The 14,964-nt window shown below is 74.5% G+C and carries 10 protein-coding genes; 8 read left to right on the top strand and 2 right to left on the bottom strand.

The genetic code is table 11. The features are described from left to right. Nucleotides 1–141 precede the first annotated feature (141 nt). The 7 genes from KME66_RS11880 to sucD all read left to right on the top strand — a co-directional run bounded on the left by KME66_RS11880 (nucleotide 142) and on the right by sucD (nucleotide 10,456). Entirely contained in the window at nucleotides 142–1,266 is a 1,125-nt protein-coding gene (locus tag KME66_RS11880; protein WP_216321752.1) for an AAA family ATPase, read from the top strand. Then, nucleotides 1,263–3,704 (top strand): DUF5682 family protein, encoded by a 2,442-nt coding sequence (locus KME66_RS11875; protein ID WP_253208308.1) that lies wholly within the window; start codon nucleotides 1,263–1,265, stop codon nucleotides 3,702–3,704. Before KME66_RS11880 ends, KME66_RS11875 begins: the two co-directional genes overlap by 4 nt. A 131-nt stretch (nucleotides 3,705–3,835) precedes the next feature. Continuing rightward, entirely contained in the window at nucleotides 3,836–5,239 is a 1,404-nt protein-coding gene (locus KME66_RS11870; protein WP_216329272.1) for a VWA domain-containing protein, read from the top strand. A gap of 115 nt (nucleotides 5,240–5,354) precedes the next feature. Beyond that, the gene (locus KME66_RS11865) at nucleotides 5,355–6,623 is read left to right on the top strand and encodes a hypothetical protein (protein WP_216321750.1); all 1,269 of its coding nucleotides are present in this window, start codon (nucleotides 5,355–5,357) and stop codon (nucleotides 6,621–6,623) included. Nucleotides 6,624–6,731: 108 nt separating this feature from the next. Next, on the top strand, nucleotides 6,732–7,913 hold the full coding sequence (locus tag KME66_RS11860; protein WP_216321748.1) for a hypothetical protein: 1,182 nt from the start codon (nucleotides 6,732–6,734) through the stop codon (nucleotides 7,911–7,913). Nucleotides 7,914–8,368: 455 nt separating this feature from the next. After that, nucleotides 8,369–9,550 (top strand): ADP-forming succinate--CoA ligase subunit beta, encoded by a 1,182-nt coding sequence (gene sucC, locus KME66_RS11855; RefSeq protein WP_216321746.1) that lies wholly within the window; start codon nucleotides 8,369–8,371, stop codon nucleotides 9,548–9,550. Nucleotides 9,551–9,571: 21 nt separating this feature from the next. Continuing rightward, entirely contained in the window at nucleotides 9,572–10,456 is an 885-nt protein-coding gene (sucD, locus tag KME66_RS11850) for a succinate--CoA ligase subunit alpha (RefSeq protein WP_006126995.1), read from the top strand. 101 nt (nucleotides 10,457–10,557) lie between these two features. Here sucD and KME66_RS11845 read toward each other — a convergent pair whose 3' ends face one another. Beyond that, a complete protein-coding gene (locus tag KME66_RS11845) occupies nucleotides 10,558–11,994 on the bottom strand; it encodes a helix-turn-helix domain-containing protein (RefSeq protein WP_216321741.1) in 1,437 nt (478 codons plus the stop codon). Between the two features lie 126 nt (nucleotides 11,995–12,120). Between KME66_RS11845 and KME66_RS11840 the strand changes: the two genes are divergently transcribed. Continuing rightward, on the top strand, nucleotides 12,121–13,965 hold the full coding sequence (locus tag KME66_RS11840) for a DUF6350 family protein (protein WP_216329270.1): 1,845 nt from the start codon (nucleotides 12,121–12,123) through the stop codon (nucleotides 13,963–13,965). Here the strand turns inward: KME66_RS11840 and KME66_RS11835 are convergent. Next, nucleotides 13,955–14,836 carry a hypothetical protein gene (locus tag KME66_RS11835; RefSeq protein ID WP_216321738.1) on the bottom strand — a complete coding sequence of 294 codons (882 nt, stop codon included), beginning with the start codon at nucleotides 14,834–14,836 and terminating at the stop codon, nucleotides 13,955–13,957. The genes KME66_RS11840 and KME66_RS11835 overlap by 11 nt on opposite strands. Nucleotides 14,837–14,964 lie beyond the last annotated feature (128 nt).

Genomic DNA, 14,964 nt, shown 5'->3' with positions numbered 1-14,964 from the left:
CCGAGGTAGCGGTCCGAGGTGGGTGGGGCACGCGCCCTCCGACGGGCTCTGACGCGTAAGGAGCAGCAGGTCAGGGGCCGTTGTCAGTGGCATGGTGCACGGTGGTCATCACATCGGGTCGACCGATCTGGAGGGGGAGCCATGACCGTGTCCAACACCACCGCGGCCGTCGAGCCGGAGACCGGCGCCCAGGCACTGCGCCCGCACGCGGAGGACGCGTTCGCCGACGAGCTGAAGGCGCTCGCGGCCGCCGACGACCGTCCCAGGCCGGCCCGTTGGCGGCTGTCGCCGTGGGCCGTCGCCACCTATCTGCTGGGCGGGACCCTGGCGGACGGGACGGTGATCACCCCGAAGTACGTGGGCCCGCGCCGCCTGGTCGAGGTGGCCGTGACCACGCTCGCCACCGACCGCGCGCTGCTCCTGCTCGGTGTCCCGGGCACGGCCAAGACCTGGGTGTCCGAGCATCTCGCGGCCGCCGTCAGCGGCGACTCGACACTGCTCGTGCAGGGCACCGCGGGCACGCCCGAGGAAGCCGTCCGTTACGGGTGGAACTACGCCCAGCTGCTGGCCCACGGACCCAGCCGCGACGCTCTGGTGCCCAGTCCGCTGATGCGGGCCATGTCCGAGGGCATGACCGCTCGGGTCGAGGAGCTGACCCGCATCCCCGCCGATGTGCAGGACTCGCTCATCACGATCCTGTCCGAGAAGACGCTTCCCGTCCCCGAGCTGGGACAGGAGGTCCAGGCCGTCCGCGGGTTCAACCTCATCGCCACGGCCAACGACCGCGACCGCGGCGTCAACGAGTTGTCCAGTGCGCTGCGCCGACGGTTCAACACCGTGGTGCTGCCGCTGCCCGAGACGCCGGACGCCGAGGTCGACATCGTGTCCCGGCGCGTCGACCAGATCGGCCGCTCGCTCGACCTGCCCGCGTCCCCGGAGGGGCTGAGCGAGATCCGGCGCGTGGTGACGGTCTTCCGCGAACTGCGTGACGGGGTGACCACCGACGGGCGCACCAAGCTCAAGTCCCCCTCCGGAACGCTCTCCACGGCCGAGGCGATCTCCGTCGTCACGAGCGGCCTCGCTCTCGCCGCCCACTTCGGCGACGGCGTCCTGCGCCCCGGTGACGTCGCGGCGGGCATCCTCGGCGCGGTCGTCCGGGACCCCGCGGCGGACCGGGTGGTCTGGCAGGAGTATCTGGAGACCGTGGTCCGCGAGCGGGACGGCTGGAAGGACTTCTACCGCGCCTGCCGCGAGGTGTCCGCATGAGCGGAACACCGGCCGCCGCCGTGACGCCGGTCCACGCCGGGACGGGCGCCGCGACCGGACAGCCCGGACCGAGGCCCCGCCCGGCCGCCGGGCCCTGGCTCCTGGGAGTGCGGCACCACGGCCCCGGGTCGGCCCGCGCGGTCCTCGCCGCGCTCCGGGCGACCCGCCCGGCCGCCGTCCTCGTCGAGGGGCCGCCCGAAGGAGACGCGCTGGTGCCCCTGGCCGCCGACCCGGCCATGCGCCCGCCCGTCGCGCTGCTCGCGCACGCCGTGGACGATCCGGGGCGGGCCTCCTTCTGGCCGATGGCCGCGTTCTCGCCCGAGTGGGTGGCCATCCGCTGGGCCCTCGACCACGACGTCCCCGTCCGCTTCATCGACCTGCCCGCCGCCCACTCCCTCGCCCTCAAGGAGCCCCCGCACCGGCCGGAGCGCGAGGAGGAAGAACAGGTCACGCCGGTCGTCGACCCGATCCGGGTGCTCGCCGGGGCCGCCGGGCACGACGATCCCGAGCGCTGGTGGGAGGACATCGTCGAACACCGCTCGCCGGGCGGCGACGGCCCGGGTCACGGCCGCGCCGCAGGCGCCGAAGGCACGTCTCCCGGCGGCACGCCCGACGACGTCCTCGCCCCGTTCGCCGCGCTGGCGGAGGCGATGGGCGCGCTCCGCGAGGCCTACGGCGACGGCGGGCAGCCGCGCGACGCCGTACGCGAGGCGTACATGCGGATTCAGCTGCGGACCGCGCGCAAGGAGTTCGGGGACGCCGTCGCCGTCGTCTGCGGCGCCTGGCACGTCGCCGCTCTCGCGGGGCGCACCACGCTCGCCGCCGACCGCGCCCTGCTCAAGGGGCTCCCGAAGGTCAGGACGGACCTGACCTGGGTGCCGTGGACCCACCGCCGCCTGGCCCGGCAGAGCGGATACGGGGCCGGGATCGACTCGCCCGGCTGGTACGGGCACCTTTTCGAGGCGGCCGACCGGCCGATCGAGCGCTGGATGACCAAGGTCGCCGGACTGCTGCGCGGCGAGGACCGGTTCGTCTCCACCGCCCACGTCATCGAGGCCGTCCGGCTCGCCGAGACCCTCGCCGCTCTCCGCGGCCGCCCGTTGGCCGGCCTGGGCGAGACGACCGACGCCGTGCGGGCCGTCATGTGCGAGGGCTCCGACGTCCCGCTCGCCCTCGTCCAGGACCGGCTGATCGTCGGCGAGCGCCTCGGCGAGGTGCCGGAAACCGCCCCGGCCGTTCCCCTGCAACGGGACCTGACCCGCAGCCAGCGCACCCTCCGGATCAAGCCGGAGGCGTCGGAACGCGAGCTGGACCTGGACCTGCGCAAGGAGACCGACGCCGCCCGCAGCCGCCTCCTGCACCGGCTGCGCCTCCTCGACGTCGGCTGGGGCGACCCGGTCGTGGGGCGGGGAAGCACCGGCACCTTCCGGGAGAGCTGGCGGCTGCGCTGGGAACCGGAACTGCACGTCCGGGTCGCCGAAGCCGGCATGTGGGGCACGACCGTGCTCACCGCCGCGACCGCGAAGGCCGAGTCGCAGGCCGCGGCGGCGACCTCGCTGGCCGATGTCACCGCACTCGCCGAGCACTGCCTCCTGGCCGGACTGCCGGAAGCGCTGCCCGTCGTGATGAAGGCCCTCGCCGACCGGGCCGCACTCGACGCGGACGTCGTCCACCTCGCGGACGCGCTGCCGGCCCTGGCCCGTTCCCTGCGCTACGGAGATGTGCGCTCCACGGACACGGCGGCGCTCGCGGAGGTCGCCGCCGGGCTCGCGGAGCGGATCTGCGTCGGCCTGCCGCCCGTCTGCACCGGCCTCGACCAGGACGGTGCCGCGGCGCTGCGCGCTCAGGTGGAGGCGGTGCACGGGGCGATCTGCCTCCTGGACACCGGAGCGGAGCCGGGCACGGGGCTGCGCAAGCGCTGGGACGCCGTCCTGCACGCACTGGCGGTCCGGGACGCGGTCGCCGGGATCATCAGGGGCCGGGCCACCCGGCTGCTCCTGGACGAAGGACGGCTGGCGGAGGACGAGGCGGCCCGGCTGATGGGCCTGGCGCTCTCGCCCGGAACTCCGCCCGCCGACGCCGCCGCCTGGATCGAGGGATTCGTCGGCGGCGCGTCGGGTGGCGGCATGCTGCTGATCCACGACGAGCGGCTGCTCGGCCTCGTCGACACCTGGCTGACCGGTGTCCCCGCCGATCTGTTCACCGATGTGCTGCCGCTCCTGCGCCGCACGTTCTCCGCGTACGAGCCAGGCGTACGGCGCACCCTCGGCGAGCTGGTCGGGCGCGGGCCCGTCCCCGAGGGCGCCCGCCGCGACGCCGCGGCCCCGGCGACCCGAGGATTCGGACCCGGCCTCGATCCGGCCAGGGCCGACGCGGTCGAGCCGGTGGTGCGCCTGCTGCTCGCCCGCCCGCCCGAGCCCGAGGAGAAGGCTGTATGACGACGGACGAGGCGACGACGAACACGACGGACGAGGCGACGACGGACACGACGAAGACGGCGACGGACACGACGAAAACGGCGACGGACACGACGAAAACGGCGACGGACATGACGATGAGGACGGACGCGATGGGGCGGACGCCGGGGGAGACCACGGCACGGTCGGCGGTACGGACGGCCACGCCCTCGCGGACCCCGCCCGAAGCTGAACGGCTGCGGCGCTGGCGGATGGTGCTGGGGGCCGACAGCGCCGACAGCACGGGATACGCCCTCACCGGCCAGGACGCGGCGATGGACCGTGCGTTGAACGCGCTGTACGGCGTGGGCGCCGGGAAGAAGCCCAACGGCCGTGCCGCCGGCAGCCGTTCGGCGGGGCTCGGGGCGTCGGCGCCCTCCGTCGCCCGCTGGCTCGGCGACATCCGGACCTACTTCCCCAGCTCCGTGGTCCAGGTGATGCAGCGCGACGCGATCGACCGGCTCGACCTGTCGGCCCTGCTCCTGGAACCGGAGATGCTGGAGGCGGTCGAGCCGGACGTCCATCTCGTGGGCACCCTGCTGTCCCTCGGCAAGGCGATGCCCGAGACGACGAAGGAGACCGCACGTGCCGTCGTCCGCAAGGTCGTCGAGGACCTGGAGAGGAGACTGGAGAGCCGCACGAGGGCCACTTTGACCGGGGCGCTAGACCGCTCGGCGCGGATCAGCCGGCCGCGCCACCGGGACATCGACTGGGACCGCACCATCCGGGCCAACCTCAAGAACTACCTGACGCTTCCGGAACCGGACTCCGCGACGACAGCCGGAACGGCAGAGGCAGCCGGGACGGCAGGAGCGCCTGGAACGCCCTGGGCGGCAGGGGCGGCCGGGACACCCGAGGCAGCCGGGACGGCAGAGGCGGCAGGGATGACCCGGGCGGCCGGGGCGAACGGGGCGGCCGGGGCGACGACGGGAACGGTCGTGCCGGAACGCCTCATCGGTTACGGCCGTTCCTCCCGGTCCGTCAAGAAGGACATCATTCTGTGCGTCGACCAGTCGGGCTCGATGGCCGCGTCCGTCGTCCACGCCTCGGTCTTCGGTGCGGTGCTCGCCTCCATGCGCACCCTCGCGACCCGGCTCGTCGTCTTCGACACGGCGGTCGTCGACCTCACGGAGCAGCTCGACGACCCGGTCGACGTCCTCTTCGGCACGCAGCTCGGCGGCGGCACCGACATCAACCGGGCGCTCGCCTACTGCCAGTCGAGAATCACCCGCCCCGCGGACACGGTCGTCGTCCTCATCAGCGATCTCTACGAGGGCGGCATACGCGACGAGATGCTCAAGCGGGTCGCCGCGATGAAGGCCTCCGGCGTGCAGTTCGTGACGCTGCTCGCCCTCTCCGACGAGGGAGCACCCGCGTACGACCACGAGCACGCGGCGGCGCTCGGAGCGCTGGGCGCACCCGCGTTCGCCTGCACCCCGGACCTCTTCCCGGACGTCATGGCGGCGGCGATCGAGAGGAGACCCCTGCCCATACCGGACAAGGAGTACCAACCGTAGTCAGGGACTTGCGTGACCCCCACGGGCTCGTGCAAGCATCGGCACCGTCGTTCGCGGAGGGGACCATTCCGCCCCCTCCGCAGCTACCCGCCCGCGTACCAGGAGCCCATCCGAGGTGACCGCAACCGCCGCTGCCCGCTCAGCTGTCGATCCGCGCCCGGCGCGTGGGACGACGGGGCGTCGCGCGGTACGGGTGGTCCTCTTCCTCGGTGGACTGCTGGCCCTGGGGCTGCTCGCGGGCGGCCGCGCGGAGGCCCAGGAACGTCTGGACGCGGGAGTGTTCACCGCCTCCGTGGTGGAGTCCGTGTCCGAGGATGCGACTCGGGAGGGCGCGGTTCCCCGGGAACTCGCCCGCACCGCAGGTGAGTCTCCGGTTCGCCAGGGTGTCGACGAGGTGACTGATCCGGTTGCGGACCAGACCGACCAGACCGACCAGACCGACCAGACGGCCCAGACGGCCCAGGCCGACCGGACGTCCCGGGCGGACCGAAGCGTCGACGAGGTGACGGCCCCGGTCGCGGAACACGTCGCGGGCCACGTCGTGGGCCGGGCCGTGGAGCCGGTGACCCCGTCGGCTGTCGAAGCGGTGACCGCATCGACTGCCGATCCGTTGGCCGCGCTGGCTGTCGCCCCGCCGACCGACCGGACCCCGCCGACCGACCGGACCGCGCCGCACCGGACCGCGCCGCTCGGTAGCGTCCCGGCGGCGACTCCTGCGCCCTCCGCCGAACCGGCCGCCCGGACCGTCGGCTCCGTGGCCCGGGTCGCCGCTGCACCCGCACCCGCCCGAGAGGCCCGGGACGCGGTGACCGGGGGAGCAGGCGACGCTGTCGAGGCCGTCGACCGGATCAGCGATGAGGCGCAGCCCTTGGTGGCGTCCCCGCCGCGGCTGCCTCCGCTGCTCTCCGTACTGCCTCCGCTTCCCGTGCTTCCCCTGCCGACAGGTGACGCGGACGCACCGGCCGCGCCGGGTGCTCCGGCGCCGTCCGCTCCGGACGCCGGGCGTGGTGCCGACGGCTCTGCAGGGCCGGGCGGCCCCGGCGCGGACGGCTCGGCCGAGCGTGCGGCCGGCCGGGACCCGAGAATCGGGGCACCGAGCCTCGCATCGGCCGAGCCGGACTCGTCCGGCACGCCGCGCGCCGGGCAGGCGCAGCTCACCGCGCCCACGCCGACGTTCCCCGCGCAGGACCGGCCGCCCTTTGCCCCCTGCGGCGACCTGGCGCGCACGGCGGTGGCCGACGCCCAGGGCCCGCGCGGCGGCGACCCGCAGACGGCCCCCGTCCCGGGCGGCCCGCATGCCGCGCTCGTGCGAGGAGCCGGGCTCCCCGCGACCGCTTCCCCGATCACCGACAGATCCGGCGAGATCCTCGAATTCCCCGGCTAGGGCAGGCCGTTCCCCCGCCTCGACCTGCCGCGCGGGGGCGGAACAGGTCTGCCCGCGTCCGGACGAACCCCCGGACAGCCGAACATCGTCGAAGGATCTGACACACCCATGCACAAGAACATGCGCCGATCGATAGCCGTCGCCGCCACCGCCACCGGTATGTGGGCGCTCGGCACCGCCGCGGCGAGCGCGGCCGAGCTGCCCGTGTCCGTACCGCTGTCCACCCCGGACCTGGCGGCCGAGGCCCCCGACGCGACGGAGGCCGTCGAGGACGTCACCGAGGCCGAGGTGGTCGAGGGGGCCAAGGCGGCCGTCACCGACGCCGAGGCCCTGGAGCGTGCCGCCGATGCGAAGGACACGCTGACGGAGGCCGGGAACAGGGCCGCCGATGCGGTCCAGGACACCGATGCGGTTCAGGACACCAGGTCGGTCCAGGACGCTGGGGTGGCCGACGTGCGGGACGGTCTCCCGTCGCAGGTGCGCGCGCCGCAGACCCCGGAGTTCCCGCAGACCGGCGAGGCACCGGAACTCGGTGACGTACGGCAGGTGCCCGGAGCCGGCCACCTCGCCGACACGCGCACCCCCGACACGCGCACCCCCGACACGCGCACCCCCGAGACGCGGGTCCCCGACGCCCAGTTCCCGGAGGACCGCTTCCCCGACACGCAGGTGCCGGCGGTCCCGGCGGACGGGATCGACTACCTCTTCGGGCCGATCGAGCAGCTCCCCGGCTACGCGCAGGACCAGGTGCCGGCCGCCGTGCAGGGGGCGTCGGCCGAGGCCGGGCCCGTCGTCGAGCAGACGTCCGACTCCGTGCTGCCGCCGCTCGCCGCAGGTGCGGTCGGCGTCGCCGTCCCGGTCGCCGGGCAGGCGGTCGGTGACGTCGGCACGCTCGCGCAGGGGGTTGTGGGCGAGGTCGCCCCGTTCGCCGGGGGAGTCGTCGGCGATGCCGCCGCCCCCTTCGTGCAGGGCGTCACGACCGAGGTCCAGCCGCTGGCGTACGGCGTCACCGGTGCGGCCGTGCCGTTCGCCGAGAGCGTCGTGTCCGAGGTGCGGCCACTCGCTCAGGGGCTTGCCGGGGACGCGGTCGCGCCGTTCGCCCAGGGAGTCACCACCCGGGTGCAGCCGCTGGCCGAGGGCGTCGGAGCGCAGGCCCGGCCGTTCGCGGGCGGTCTGGCGGACACGGTCCGCGAGGACGCCCGTCCCGCCGTCGGCAACGCGGTCACCGGCGCTCAGGGCCTCGACTCGGTCGTCCCGTCCTTCGTGACGGACGCCGTGCCCGGTCAGTGAGCGCCTGAGCGGGGAGCGTCCAGGCCGTGCGCCGCGCCCACGGCGTGAGCTCGACCAGCGGGGCGCACGGCGTGACCGAACGGGCGGGCGCCCCGCTGGACGCAACCGCATGAGCGGGGCGCACACGGCGCACGCGCCGTAGGCGGTTCACCGCACCGGAGCAGCCGGCCCCCGGGGACCCGGGCCGGGTGCTCCGGTGTCCCCACAGCCCTTTCCGGTCCCCGGCGAGCCCCGTCCGGGGGGCCGGGAGGGGCCACCCTCTGTGACCGTTATCACCGCTCAGGTGTGATCTGCGATTTAGGGTCACGCGGAGCGCGGGGATAACCTGCCGGGTGGACATGCCGCGTACGCGGACACCGTGTATGCCTCCCTAGTGACAGCGCAGTCACGTTGCCCTTCGCGGCACGCCCACGCAGAAGAACGAACCGCGATACCACTAAAAGGGACGGACGCGCGTGGACCTGTTCGAGTACCAGGCGAGGGACCTCTTCGCCAAGCACGGTGTACCGGTGCTGGCCGGTGAAGTCATCGACACGCCTGAGGCAGCCCGCGAGGCGACCGAGAAGCTGGGCGGCAAGTCGGTCGTCAAGGCGCAGGTGAAGGTCGGCGGCCGCGGCAAGGCCGGCGGCGTCAAGCTGGCCGGCGACGCCGACGAGGCGGTCGCCCGGGCGACCGACATCCTCGGCATGGACATCAAGGGCCACACGGTCCACAAGGTGATGATCGCCGAGCTGTCCCCGGAGATCGAGGCGGAGTACTACGTCTCGTACCTTCTCGACCGCACCAACCGCACCTTCCTGGCCATGGCCTCGGTGCAGGGCGGCATGGACATCGAGGAGGTCGCGGAGAAGACCCCCGAGGCCCTCGCGAAGGTTCCGGTCGACTCCAACTCCGGCGTGGACATCGTCAAGGCCCGCGAGATCGTGGCCCAGGCGAAGTTCCCGGCCGACGTGGCCGAGGGTGTCGCCGAGGCCCTGGTCACCCTGTGGAAGACCTTCGTCGCCGAGGACGCGCTCCTCGTCGAGGTCAACCCGCTGGTGAAGACCAAGGACGGCCGCATCCTGGCGCTGGACGGCAAGGTCTCGCTCGACGAGAACGCCGACTTCCGCCAGCCGGAGCACGAGGCTCTGGAGGACAAGGACGCAGCCAACCCGCTCGAGGCTGCGGCCAAGGCCAAGAACCTCAACTACGTCAAGCTCGACGGCGAGGTCGGCATCATCGGCAACGGCGCCGGCCTGGTCATGTCGACCCTGGACGTTGTCGCGTACGCCGGTGAGAACCACGGCAGCGTGAAGCCCGCCAACTTCCTCGACATCGGTGGCGGCGCCTCCGCCGAGGTCATGGCGAACGGCCTGGAGATCATCCTCGGCGACCCGGACGTCAAGTCCGTCTTCGTCAACGTCTTCGGTGGCATCACCGCCTGCGACGAGGTTGCCAACGGCATCGTGCAGGCGCTCGCGCTCCTGGAGTCCAAGGGAGAGAAGGTCGAGAAGCCGCTGGTCGTGCGTCTCGACGGCAACAACGCGGAGCTGGGTCGCAAGATCCTCTCCGACGCCAACCACCCGCTCGTGCAGCGCGTGGACACCATGGACGGCGCGGCCGACAAGGCCGCCGAGCTCGCCGCGGCTGCGAAGTAAGGGACGAGGGACTCCAACACCATGGCTATCTTCCTCACCAAGGACAGCAAGGTCATCGTCCAGGGGATGACCGGCGCCACGGGCATGAAGCACACCAAGCTCATGCTCGGTGACGGCACCAACATCGTCGGCGGCGTCAACCCGCGCAAGGCCGGTACGTCCGTCGACTTCGACGGCACCGAGGTACCGGTCTTCGGCTCCGTCAAGGAGGCGATGGAGAAGACCGGCGCGAACGTGTCCGTCCTCTTCGTCCCGCCGGCGTTCTCCAAGGCCGCCGTCGTCGAGGCGATCGACGCCGAGATCCCGCTCGCGGTCGTGATCACCGAGGGCATCGCCGTTCACGACTCCGCCGCGTTCTGGGCGTACGCGAACGAGAAGGGCAACAAGACCCGGATCATCGGCCCGAACTGCCCCGGTCTCATCACCCCGGGCCAGTCCAACGCCGGCATCATCCCGGGCGACATCACCAAGCCCGGCCGCATCGGTCTCGTGTCCAAGTCCGGCACGCTGACCTACCAGATGATGTACGAGCTCCGTGACATCGGCTTCTCCTCCGCCGTCGGCATCGGTGGCGACCCGGTCATCGGTACGACGCACATCGACGCCCTCGCGGCGTTCGAGGCCGACCCCGACACCGACCTGATCGTGATGATCGGCGAGATCGGCGGCGACGCCGAGGAGCGTGCCGCCGACTTCATCAAGGCGAACGTCACCAAGCCGGTCGTCGGCTACGTCGCGGGCTTCACCGCCCCGGAGGGCAAGACCATGGGCCACGCCGGCGCCATCGTCTCCGGCTCCTCGGGCACCGCCCAGGCGAAGAAGGAGGCCCTGGAGGCCGCCGGCGTCAAGGTCGGCAAGACGCCGACCGAGACCGCCAAGCTGGCGCGCGAGATCCTCGGCGCCTGACGCAGGCAGCCCGAGGCGCACACGCGACGGCGCGGGCCCGCACACCTGATCGACCAGGGGTGCGGGCCCGCGCCGTTTCTGTACCTACCCGGCCGTCCGGCTCACCTGAGCTCCGGGACCAGCCGTTCCGGGCCGTGCGCCAGGTGCTCGCTCAGCGACTTCTGGAGCTTCCGGTCCTGCGCCGTGAGCTTCTGCGGACCACCGCGCGGCGGTACGCCCCCGACCCGTTCGGGCGGCGAGATCGGCGGCTCGTAGTGGGTGGGCGCGGTGTGCAGGGTCAGCCCGGTCACGGCGATGAGCAGGGCGACGCCCGCGACCGCGGACCGGGTCCACAGCCGGGCCTTGCTCTCGCTGCCGGTACGCACGGCACGGGCCGGGCGCGGTACGGGTACGTGCTCGGCGCGGGCCAGGCCGCCGAGCCGGTCGTGCAGCAGCGCCGACTGCTCCGCGGGCGAGCCGGAGCCCTTCAGGTCCGGTAGCCGCTCGGCGACGGCGGCCCGGGCGGTCAGCAGACGGCCCGCCGCCGCAGGGGTGCTGGCCTCCGTCTCGGCCGCGGTCTCCGGCAGATCCAGACCGACCCCGTCGTACAGGAGCAGCGTGCGCCGGTAGGCCGGCGGCAGGTCGAGCAGCGCGTCGAACAGCGCCCGCTTGCCCGGCTCCGTGGGCGGGGCGTCGGGATGCCGGTGGGCGCGGCGCAGCCGGTGCCAGGGCGACATCGCGTACTCGTACGCCGCCGCGCGCACCCAGCCGCCCGGGTCCCGGTCGACGGCCACCTCGGGCCAGCGGTGCCAGGCCAGTTCGAAGGCGCGCTCGACGGACTCGCGGGCCAGGGAGCGGCGGCCGGTCAGCAGATAGGTCTGCCGGACGAGGCCGGGGGCGGTGCCGGCGTACAACGCGTCGAACGCCTCGGCGGGGGAGAAGTCCCGTTCGCCCTTCGGGTCGCCGGCGTCGCCCGGCCCCTGCGCCGTGGCGCCCGGCTCGTCGGCCGCCTCCGTGCCGGCACTCGCGCCCGAAGGCGGGGCCGGGGTGGCGGGCGGGGGCGGCTCCACGGGCAGGTCCGCCGCTGCCGATGCCGCCGCCTTTGTGCTCCCCTGTGAAGTCGGTCTCTCCTGCGAAGCCGGGCTTCCCTCGGCCTCCGGCTTCTCCTCCGAGGCCGTGCTCCCTGCCGAAGCCGACCTCTCCTCCGAAGCCGGGCTCTCCTCCGGAGTCGGGCTTCCCGCCGCCTTCGGGCTTCCCACCGGCTCCGGGCCCGCCCCCGGGCCCGCCTTCGGCTCCGAGGGCCTTCCCGAGAGCTTCCCCACGGGCTTCGCTGCCGGTTTCACCGCCGCCTCGGGGGCGATGAGCCGGGCGTACAGCGCGCGCCTGCGTCCGCGCGGGTTCGTGCGCCCCGTCTCCCAGGAGCGCACGGTGGCGCGCGTGACGCCGACCACGGCCGCCACCTTCTCCTCACTCAACGATTTCGCCTCGCGCAGTCTGCGGCGCTCCTTGGGGGAGGGCAGCGGCGGCACGGCGGCCTCGTCGGCCGTGCTCCGGGTCATGGACGACCCCCGGCAGCACCACGCTGGCTCAAAAAGTACATAAACGTATATTGAGCGACACAGCGGTGGTTCGCGCGTTACGCGACATCAGCGCGTGTCGTTGGCAGCATGGGCCGCGTGACCCGAATGACGCAACGCAGCCCGAAGGTGACGGTGCGACAGAACCGCACCCTGGCCCTGCTCTCCGCGCTGGTGAAGGGTGCCGTCGCCGCCGGGCTCGGCCTCGGGTCGCTGGCGGTGCTGGTCATGGTGGTGTGGATCAGCTCCCCGTACCCGGACAGCGGACCGGGCGGGGCGCTGCGCGCGGCGGCCGGGGTCTGGCTGCTCGCGCACGGCGCCGGGCTCGTGCGGCCCGACACCCTGAGCGGCGTCCCCGCGCCCGTCGGCGTGGTTCCGCTGCTGCTCGTGCTGGGGCCGGTCTGGCTGGCGCACCGCGCGGCGCGCGACGCGGCGGAGGCGCCGGACGAGCTGCGTGAGGGCCGCGCGAGGGCGCGCGGAGCGGGCGGCCGGCCCTCGCGGGCGGGCGCGTTCTGTGCGGTGACGGCGGGATATCTGCTGGTCGTCGCGGGGGCGGCGGCCTACGCGCGGGGCGGCCCGCTGTACGCGGACCCCGGCGCGCTGGCGTTCCCGGTGGCACCGCTGGTGGCCGGGGCGGCGGCTGCCGGGGTGTGGACGGCGACCGGGCGGCCGCTCGGACCCGCGCCGTCCTGGTCACCCCTGGCCCTCCAGGAGGCCGTCGCGCGGACGCTCTTCCGCCGCCGGGCCGAGGCGGCGCTCCGCTCGGCGGCGGCGGGCCTGGCGATGCTGCTCGGAGGCGGTGCGCTGCTGGTCGCGGTGGCGCTCGGCCGGAACGCGGCGGCGGCCCAGGACGCGTTCCTCGGGCTCGCGGGCGACTGGTCGGGGCGCATCGCCGTCCTCCTGCTGGCCGCCGCGCTGGTGCCGAACGCCGCACTGTGGGGCGCGGCGTACGGGCTCGGGCCCGGCTTCTCGCTCGGTACGGGGGCCACCGCGACCCCGCTGGGCCTCGACGGAACCCCCGCGCTGCCCCGCTTCCCCCTGCTGGCGGCGGTGCCGGACCAGGGAGCGGGCTCGCCGGCGAACTGGGCGGCCCTCGCGGTTCCGGTGGCGGCGGCCCTGGCGGTCGCCTGGTTCGCCGCGCGCAGGGCCGCGCCCGCCGACGTGCCCCGGGCCCGGGCCTGGAGCCCGCGCGAGACGGTGCTGGTGACCGGCCTCGCGGCACTCGGGTGCGGCGTGGGGACGGCGCTGCTCACGGCGGTGGCCGGCGGACCACTCGGGACCGGGGAGCTGAGCGCGTTCGGCCCGGTGTGGTGGCTGACCGCTCCCGCGGCGCTGGTGTGGACGGCCGTCATCGGCGTACCGGCCGCCCTGCTGCTGCGCCTGTGGCGGCTGCGCACCCCGGGCTGGGCCTGGCGCAGGGACGTGGGCGAGGCGGATGAGCCCTCGACGGCCGAGGTCCGGCAGGAGGTCGAGGTCCGGCAGGAAGGGGCGGGAGGGGCGGGAGAGGCGGAAGAGCGAGAACAGGGACAGGGAGCGGAGGAGGACGCGGGGGACGACGCGGGGGACGACGCCGCTCCCGGACGGCCGCGCCGCCGGTGGTCACCCTGGCGCCGATGGCGCGCGACGGCGGGCGGGGACGGCGGGGCGGGGACGGCCGATGCCGCGTCACCGGCCGCGTCCTCCGTACCGGCCCCCGGCCCCGCACCCGAAGCGGCCCCCGGCTTCGAACCGTACGACTTCCTGCCGACCGACCCGTGGCACGAGACGGGTGACCCCTGGCACGGGGGAGCGGCCAGGGAGGCCCGCTGGGCCTCCCTGAAGCAGGGCTCCGGCGGGCTGATGGCCGACTTCCCCGCCGACCGCCCGGCGGACCGCGCCGGTCAGGCCGACCGCGCCGATCCCGTCCCGGACCGCCGGGCGCCGGACTCGGGCGGGCCCGAAGCTACTCCTTGACGCCGAAGAACGGCTCCAGCGGCTTGGGCAGCTTGTCGTTGCAGGCCACCGAGGCCGACTTGGTCAGGGCGTCGTTCACGCACGTGTAGTAGTCGCGGTAGACCAGCTGCACGGTGAACGACGTCGCCACGATGAGCAGCGCCAGCAGCGCGGTCACCAGGCCGCCGACCGCCGCCGTGGTCTGCTGTCGCCTGCTGATACTCGCGGGCGAGGCGGGCGAGGCGGGCGAGGCGGGCGCGGCCGGGTCGGCGGGTGAACCGGGAGCCGCCGGGTTCGCCGGTGCGCCGGCCGCGCCGCCGTCCGCCCCCGCCCGGTCCGTGGCGGAGGCGTTCTTCAGCGGCGTACGCAGTGCGCTGATCGCCCAGTACGTCGCGAGCGCCCCCAGCAGCAGGGCGATCTCCGGGAAGTCGAAAAGGGCGAAGAAGAAGGCCCACATGCCGCCGAGCACCGCGTAACGGGCGCGCCGCTGGGCGGGGTCCGTGGGGTCCCAGCGCAGTCCGCCCGGACCGCCGCGGTCGTTCCCGCCCCTGCCTCCCGGGCCGCCCGTGCCACTCCCGCCGGGGCGGCCGCCGAAGCCGCCGCCGCCCCGGCCGGGCTGCCGGTCGCTCCACTGGCTGCCCCAGGCCGGGCGGTCCCCGCCGGAGCCGTCGTCGTCCTGCTCGTCCGGTCCCCGGCCCTGGGAACCGGAGGGACGGCGCGGCTGCCACGGCTGGTCGGGCCGGTCCGCGGGCGGCGCGGCGAAGGGGTTGTCCTCCTGCGGCTTCCCGGCGGCCCCGGAGTCCGGCGACGAGGACGGGCGTTCCCGCATCAGCGGTGCGGACCGCTCCGGGAGGGGGAAGCGGAAGGCGGTGCGACGGCGTCGGTCCGGCATGTGGTGAACGTCTTCCCCATCTCGTCATGTCCGCCCCGAGGACGGTTCGTCCGCCCGGTGGGCGGCTCACTGTCCCCTGACGCTACCTCCCGGTCACGCCCCCGTCCCGTGGGGGCCGTCGGGTGTGC

It is taken from the genome of Streptomyces sp. YPW6 (assembly GCF_018866325.1).
Taxonomy (GTDB): Bacteria; Actinomycetota; Actinomycetes; order Streptomycetales; family Streptomycetaceae; genus Streptomyces.
The sequence above is the reverse complement of the archived record's forward strand: the minus strand, read 5'-3'. Positions and strand labels throughout refer to the sequence as shown.

Coding starts and splice junctions, on each gene's coding strand:
- KME66_RS11880 (WP_216321752.1), top strand. CDS start 142: ATGACCGTGTCCAACACCACCGCGGCCGTCGAGCCGGAGACCGGCGCC.
- KME66_RS11875 (WP_253208308.1), top strand. CDS start 1,263: ATGAGCGGAACACCGGCCGCCGCCGTGACGCCGGTCCACGCCGGGACG.
- KME66_RS11870 (WP_216329272.1), top strand. CDS start 3,836: ATGGGGCGGACGCCGGGGGAGACCACGGCACGGTCGGCGGTACGGACG.
- KME66_RS11860 (WP_216321748.1), top strand. CDS start 6,732: ATGCACAAGAACATGCGCCGATCGATAGCCGTCGCCGCCACCGCCACC.
- sucD (WP_006126995.1), top strand. CDS start 9,572: ATGGCTATCTTCCTCACCAAGGACAGCAAGGTCATCGTCCAGGGGATG.
- KME66_RS11845 (WP_216321741.1), bottom strand. CDS start 11,994: ATGACCCGGAGCACGGCCGACGAGGCCGCCGTGCCGCCGCTGCCCTCC.
- KME66_RS11840 (WP_216329270.1), top strand. CDS start 12,121: ATGACGCAACGCAGCCCGAAGGTGACGGTGCGACAGAACCGCACCCTG.
- KME66_RS11835 (WP_216321738.1), bottom strand. CDS start 14,836: ATGCCGGACCGACGCCGTCGCACCGCCTTCCGCTTCCCCCTCCCGGAG.